Source organism: Synechococcus sp. 65AY6A5, from assembly GCF_002760415.1.
Taxonomy (GTDB): Bacteria; Cyanobacteriota; Cyanobacteriia; order Thermostichales; family Thermostichaceae; genus Thermostichus.
The window spans coordinates 629,240-635,372 of the sequence record NZ_AXUW01000001.1 but is presented as its reverse complement, the minus strand read 5'-3'; the positions used below and the strand labels follow the sequence as shown (position 1 = coordinate 635,372).

6 protein-coding genes are annotated in these 6,133 nt (G+C 56.3%); 4 read left to right on the top strand and 2 right to left on the bottom strand.

Features of this window, described 5'->3' with window-relative positions; all coding sequences use genetic code 11:
• Together SYN65AY6A5_RS02915 and SYN65AY6A5_RS02910 are read right to left on the bottom strand one after the other, a co-directional pair.
• Positions 1-280, bottom strand: a 280-nt coding sequence (locus tag SYN65AY6A5_RS02915; protein ID WP_143597129.1) for a helix-turn-helix domain-containing protein, incomplete at its 3' end; no start/stop codon positions are given.
• A gap of 136 nt (positions 281-416) precedes the next feature.
• The gene (locus tag SYN65AY6A5_RS02910) at positions 417-998 is read right to left on the bottom strand and encodes a Uma2 family endonuclease (RefSeq protein ID WP_011430559.1); all 582 of its coding nucleotides are present in this window, start codon (positions 996-998) and stop codon (positions 417-419) included.
• A gap of 133 nt (positions 999-1,131) precedes the next feature.
• Between SYN65AY6A5_RS02910 and purB the strand changes: the two genes are divergently transcribed.
• From purB to pstC, 4 genes are all read left to right on the top strand, one after another.
• On the top strand, positions 1,132-2,427 hold the full coding sequence (purB, locus tag SYN65AY6A5_RS02905) for an adenylosuccinate lyase (protein WP_099883882.1): 1,296 nt from the start codon (positions 1,132-1,134) through the stop codon (positions 2,425-2,427).
• Positions 2,428-2,437: 10 nt separating this feature from the next.
• Positions 2,438-3,418, top strand: a complete 981-nt coding sequence (locus tag SYN65AY6A5_RS02900) for an aspartate carbamoyltransferase catalytic subunit (protein ID WP_099883880.1) — start codon at positions 2,438-2,440, stop codon at positions 3,416-3,418.
• 520 nt (positions 3,419-3,938) lie between these two features.
• The gene (pstS, locus tag SYN65AY6A5_RS02895) at positions 3,939-5,000 is read left to right on the top strand and encodes a phosphate ABC transporter substrate-binding protein PstS (RefSeq protein WP_099883878.1); all 1,062 of its coding nucleotides are present in this window, start codon (positions 3,939-3,941) and stop codon (positions 4,998-5,000) included.
• Between the two features lie 148 nt (positions 5,001-5,148).
• The gene (gene pstC / locus SYN65AY6A5_RS02890; protein WP_099883876.1) at positions 5,149-6,132 is read left to right on the top strand and encodes a phosphate ABC transporter permease subunit PstC; all 984 of its coding nucleotides are present in this window, start codon (positions 5,149-5,151) and stop codon (positions 6,130-6,132) included.
• The last annotated feature ends 1 nt before the right edge of the window (position 6,133 follow it).

The following is a 6,133-nucleotide window of genomic DNA, read 5'->3' as shown; positions in this document are numbered from 1 at the left end:
CTAAGCGCTCGCGCAACAGTTCTTGATACTGCCACAGGTAGAAGTCTGGGTGTTCTGTAATAATTGCCATCACTTCCTGCCGATGTTGTTCCAAAATGCCCACTCGCTTGGTGCCTGCTTTCTTAGGGGCTAAATCTTGAGTTTGTTGGTACTGTCGCACCCAGCGGTGTACTGTTCTTTTGGTCACCATGAAGCGTTTAGCTACCTGGCGGATGGAGGTGTTACCTGCCTGATAGGCTGCTACAACTCTTTGCCGCAAATCCAAAGAATGAGTCGGCATTCCTTTCTCTCCTTCCTCTTGAATACCTGTACCCTATTTTAAATTAAAAGGCTGTACTGTACATTATTTTCAGTATAGTCCAGCGTATCATTGACTAGAGTCATGCTCTATTGGCTAGAGTGAGGGCGGGGGGATGTTACAAGGAAAGCTTCTGGAATAGATGAGCCACCGGCAGGGCAAATCCTGGAATAACCTCTTCACCTTCTAGAAGATCAACCGATTTCAGGAGGCGGTCAGGCTCTTGAGAGCTGCGATACACCAGGACGTAGTGCTCGCTGGGGTGAACCAGCCAAACCAGGCGGCTGCCATTTTCAAAGTACTCCACCAGCTTGTCATGAATTTCTTCAACCGTATTGCGGGGGGAAAGCACTTCAACAGCCAGATCTGGAGCGCCTTCCAAAAATCCTGTGGGCAGTTCAGCCATGCCCTGCAAGCGTTCTTTAGCAAAAAAAGAGATGTCAGGGGAGCGCCAATTTCCACTCTTCATCTTAAAAGCAGTGCTGGAATCTAAAACGATCCCCAGCTTGTTGGACAAAACGTAGGGGGTCAAAGCTGCCAATAGGAGGCTGCAGACATAACCATGGAGTGCCCCCGCGCTTCCCATATCAATTGGCTTCCCATCAACAATCTCGTAGCGATGTCCCTCCCTGGACAACGCCATGAATTCTTCGGCTGTCCAAGCTCTTTTTCCCTGAGTTGGCACAGCTCCGACGGTCATCTGCAAACTCCTTGCTGCTCCTTCGACACCGCAAGCCAAGCCCGCAGGGATCCCCCAGCGGCTTTTCCTCGAGGGGGGACGCCAAAGGCTAAAATAGCCTAGCTCATCCTACTGTACCGACGGAAAAGGCACCTTGATCGAGCGCTACACTCTGCCCGAAATGGGCCAGATTTGGTCCACTGCCCACAAGCTCCAGACCTGGCTGCAGGTGGAGCTGGCTGTCTGTGAAGCGCAAGCGGAGCTGGGGCGGATCCCGCAAGAAGCCCTGCAGGAGATCAGAGCCAAAGCCGCCTTTGACCCGGCGCGGGTTTTGGAAATTGAGGCGGAAGTGAAGCACGATGTTATTGCCTTCCTAACCAACCTCAACGAGCACGTGGGCGAGGCAGGGCGCTACATCCACCTGGGCCTGACCAGCTCGGATGTGTTGGATACGGCCCTGGCCCTGCAGCTTGTGGCCTCGGTGGAGATCTTGCAAGCCCGCCTGGCCGACCTCATCGCTGCTATCCGCGACCAAGCTCGGCAGCACCGCTACACCCTCATGATCGGCCGCACCCACGGTGTTCACGCCGAGCCGATTACCTTTGGCTTTAAGCTGGCAGGGTGGCTGGCCGAGTGCCTGCGCCATCAGGAGCGGCTGGAACGCCTGCAAGAGGTGGTGGCAGTGGGCAAGATCTCGGGGGCAGTGGGCACCTACGCCAACGTGCCTCCCCAGGTGGAGCAGTTGGCCTGCGCCCGCTTGGGGCTCAAGCCGGATACGGTCTCAACCCAGGTGATCTCGCGGGATCGCCACGCCGAGTATGTGCAAACCTTGGCTTTGATTGGCTCTTCCCTAGAGCGCTTTGCTACTGAAATCCGCCACCTGCAGCGAACAGAGGTACTGGAGGCTGAGGAGTACTTTGCCCCCGGCCAAAAGGGATCCTCTGCTATGCCCCACAAGCGCAACCCCATCAAGGCGGAACAACTGACGGGGCTGGCCCGTCTCCTGCGCGGGTATGCCGTCTCGGCCCTAGAAAACATTCCCCTTTGGCATGAGCGGGACATCTCCCACAGCTCGGTGGAGCGGGTTATCCTGCCCGATGCCTCCATTCTCTGCCACTACCTGCTGGTGAACATGGCCGACCTGGTGCGCCACCTGCAGGTTCACACCGGCAACATGGAGCGCAACCTCAACATCTACGGCGGCGTCATCTTCAGCCAGCAGGTGCTGCTGGCTTTGGTGGAGAAGGGCCTTAGCCGCGAGGAAGCCTACCGCCTGGTGCAGGAAAATGCTCACCGCGCCTGGAACCAGCCGCAGGGAGACTTTCGCGCCAATCTGCTGGCGGATCCCCGAGTGATGGCCCACCTGAGCGAGGCAGAACTGCAGGACTGCTTTGATCCCCAGCGCCACCTAACCCATTTGGACGAGATCTTTGCCCGCTTGCGCATTTGAGGGATCCCCTATGGTTTGGCAGCGACAGCACGTCTTGGGCTTGGCGGATTTTACTCCCGAAGAATACCAGATGGTTTTGCAGACCAGCGCCAGTTTCCAGGAGGTGTTGACGCGGCGGTTGCCCAAGGTGCCCACCTTGCAGGGGAAGGTGGTGGTGACGCTGTTCTTCGAGCCTTCCACCCGCACTCGTTCCAGTTTTGAGCTGGCGGCCAAGCGCCTTTCGGCCGATGTGCTTAACTTTTCCCCTGGCACTTCTTCCTTGGGCAAGGGGGAGACGCTCTTGGATACGGCCCGCACCTTTCTGGCCATGGGATCCGATCTCTTAATCGTTCGCCATGCCCAGGCAGGAGTGCCCCAACAATTAGCTGCCGAGATCGACCGCCGTGGATCCCCTGTGGGCGTTCTCAATGCCGGGGATGGACTGCACGAACATCCCACCCAAGGTTTGCTGGATTTGTTTACCCTCTGCAGCCATCTGGATCCCCGGCGTCCCCGTCTGGAGTTGCTGCAAGGGATCAAAATTGCCATTGTCGGCGATATTCTCCACTCGCGGGTGGCCCGCTCCGATATCTATGCCTTGGTGACTGCCGGAGCTGAGGTTCACTTAGCCGGCCCTCCCACCCTGTTGCCCAAAGATTTTGCCCAGTTTGTGCCCGGCCATACGCTCCCTGTCCATTGGCAGCTGGAGCCTGCCCTCGAAGGGTCGCGTTTTGTCATCACCTTGCGCCTGCAGCAGGAGCGCATGGGCGAGTTCCTTCTCCCCAGCCTGCAGGAATACCACCACCTTTTCGGCCTCACGCGGCAACGACTGCGCCTGTGTCACCCGGATGTCAAGCTTCTGCACCCCGGCCCGGTCAATCGCGGTGTGGAACTCAGCTCCGAGGTGATGGAGGATCCCGGCTTGAACCTGATTGAGCAGCAGGTCACCCACGGCGTGGCGGTGCGCATGGCCCTGCTGTACCTCATGGGGGGCGGGCGGATCCCAGCTTAGAGCCCAGATCTTTCTCTGCTCGGGGAACATGTAGAGCTGCCTCACGTCTGGAGTGTTGAAGTCCATCTCCTAGCTAATTCTCTCTGTCAAAAGTCGGAAGAAGCTCTGGCCAGAGCTTTTACCGCCCTGCTGAAATCATGTCCAAGCTTGCCGAGAGGGGAGCAACATCTTTGTATCAAATTTTACACATCTTGGATCTGGATCCAGTTTTTTTGCAGCCGTCCCAGCTCAGCTCTTATTCAAGTTATGTTTGTTGGATTGGTTGTCAAATGAGTTGTCAAACGAGATAGAAGTTCAGCAGCATAAGCCTTTTTGCGGATCCTGGGCTCCAGGATCCTGATTTTGCTGAAATCCAAACTGGCCAAAACCACCAGATGGAAAATCGAGGTTTGGAAACGAGCCAGCACACTCAAAAATATCGATTTTTCTCTTGACTTAACCCAAAGTTAACCTTTAGATATCCTTCCGTTAACTTTGAGGTTATAGAGTTGAAGATGTTGATTTGCCACAGATATTACCTATGCGAACCCTGCTTTCTGCTTTCTCCCTCACCGCTCTAACAGTAGGATTTCTAACAGCGACCTCGGCTCAAGCCCAAACCGTGCAAATCTCCGGGGCGGGCGCGACCTTTGCGGCTCCTTTGCTGCAACGTTGGTTTGACGCCTACAACCGCACCGTAGACCCCACTGTGCAAGTCAGCTATCAGTCTGTCGGTAGTGGTGCTGGCCTAGAGCAGGTGATCAATGGCACTGTGGACTTCGGCGCTTCCGAGGCGCCTTTCTCCGGTGCTCGCCTGGAAAGCTTCCGAGCTAAATACGGCTATGATCCCCTACAGTTGCCTCTGGCGGGAGGGGCCATCGAGTTTGCCTATAACCTGCCCGGCATTGAAGACGGAGAGCTCATCCTGAAGCGGAAAACCTACTGCGGCATCGTGACCGGCGAGATCACTCGCTGGGACGACATTCGCATCAAGGCCGAGAACCCAGGTATAGCAAACAAGCTGCCACCCCTGGACATCACCTGGGTACACCGCTCTGATGGTTCTGGGACTACCTTTGTGTTCACCAACCACATCAGAACTGTCTGCCCTAATTGGACAGCCGGTGCTGGTACTTCTGTCGAGTGGCCTGTTGGCATTGGAGCCCAAGGGAATGAGGGCGTAGCCGCCACCATCAAGCAGGAGCCAGGGGCAATTGGCTACGTGAACCAGTCCTATGCCAAGCTGGAAAAGATGGCCACTGCTCGCTTGGAAAACAAAGCGGGCAACATTGTTGAGTTCTCGACTGAGGCAGCTACCTCGGCGCTGGATGCTCCCATTCCTGATGACTTTGCGCTGTTGGTGCCCGACCCGGAAGGGCCAAATGACTACCCAATCGTGGGCTTGTTCTGGGTGATGATGTACCGCGAGTATCCCGATCAGCAGAAGCTGACCAAGCTGGTGGAGACTCTGAAGTGGACCCAGGGGCCAGAGGGTCAAGCCATCACCAAGGAGCTGGACTACATCCCTATGCCTGAGGCGGCTATCCAGCGGATCTTTGCAGAGCTGGATGCCATCACCGTTAACCCCAAGGCGGTGCGATGACTGGGTTGCAGCCTGAACTCCACTAGAGTGGAGCTGGTGGCCGGCTGAGGAGGCAGGTGAGGCTTTCTCGGTCGGCTGCTGGGGTTACCTTGCACGGTGGGATTTTTAGGAAAGATTTTGAACCGAAGATGATCATGGGAGAGAGGCTATGACTTCAGCGGCTACGGGTTATGGTTCACCACCAAACCCGGATATCGATGTTGACATTGAGAAAAAGGCGAGCCTGTCTCGGGCTGTTGATGTGGGCTTTGTCCGCCTGACGCTGGCCTTGGCAGGGTTTGCCGGCATTATCCTCATCTGGGTGATTCTTCAAACCACCGAAGCGGCTCTGCCGGCGATTCAGCAGTTTGGCTTGGGCTTCCTGGTTACTGCCCGCTGGAACCCGGTGGAAAACATCTACGGGGTGCTACCACAGATTTATGGCAGTTTGGTAACCTCTCTGGTGGCTTTGATTTTTGCCATCCCTCTGGGCATTGGCACTGCCATCTTCCTGACGGAAGGTTTTGCCCCCAAGTGGGTAACGGAGCCGATTAGCTTTGCCATTGAGCTGATCGTGGCCACTCCCAGTGTGGTGCTGGGGCTGTGGGGGATCTTTGTGCTGATTCCAGCAGTGCGGCCCATCTTTCGAGCCATTAACCAGACGCTGGGTTGGATCCCTTTCTTGGGTGGCCCGGCTCCGCGGGGGCCCAGCTTGTTGATAGTGGCTATGGTGCTGGGGATCATGATCTCTCCCATCATCATCTCCATTACCCGCAGTACCCTTGAATCTCTGCCACGCAGCCTAAAAGAGGGGGCTTTGGCTCTGGGGGCAACCCGCTGGGAGACCATCTTAACGGTGATGATCCCTGCCGGCCTGTCGGGTATCGTCAGCTCGATCATGCTGGCGCTGGGACGGGCTTTGGGAGAGACCATGGTAGCGGCCATGCTTTCTGGCAACGCCAACCGCATCAATATCTCCCTAATGCAGCCGGGATCCACCATTACCGCCTTGATTGCTTCTCAGTTTGGGGAGGCAGGACGCTTGCAGGTTTCGGCTCTCATGTATGCCGGCGTGGTGCTGATGGTGCTGACGTTATTGGTCAACATCGTTGCCGAGATCATCATCCGCAAGTTTCAAAACTTGGAGCAGTAAC

What these genes read in the sequence shown, in the direction of transcription:
- SYN65AY6A5_RS02910 (WP_011430559.1), bottom strand. Translation starts at nt 998, where the DNA reads ATGACCGTCGGAGCTGTGCCAACTCAGGGAAAAAGAGCTTGGACAGCC.
- pstS (WP_099883878.1), top strand. Translation starts at nt 3,939, where the DNA reads ATGCGAACCCTGCTTTCTGCTTTCTCCCTCACCGCTCTAACAGTAGGA.
- SYN65AY6A5_RS02900 (WP_099883880.1), top strand. Translation starts at nt 2,438, where the DNA reads ATGGTTTGGCAGCGACAGCACGTCTTGGGCTTGGCGGATTTTACTCCC.
- pstC (WP_099883876.1), top strand. Translation starts at nt 5,149, where the DNA reads ATGACTTCAGCGGCTACGGGTTATGGTTCACCACCAAACCCGGATATC.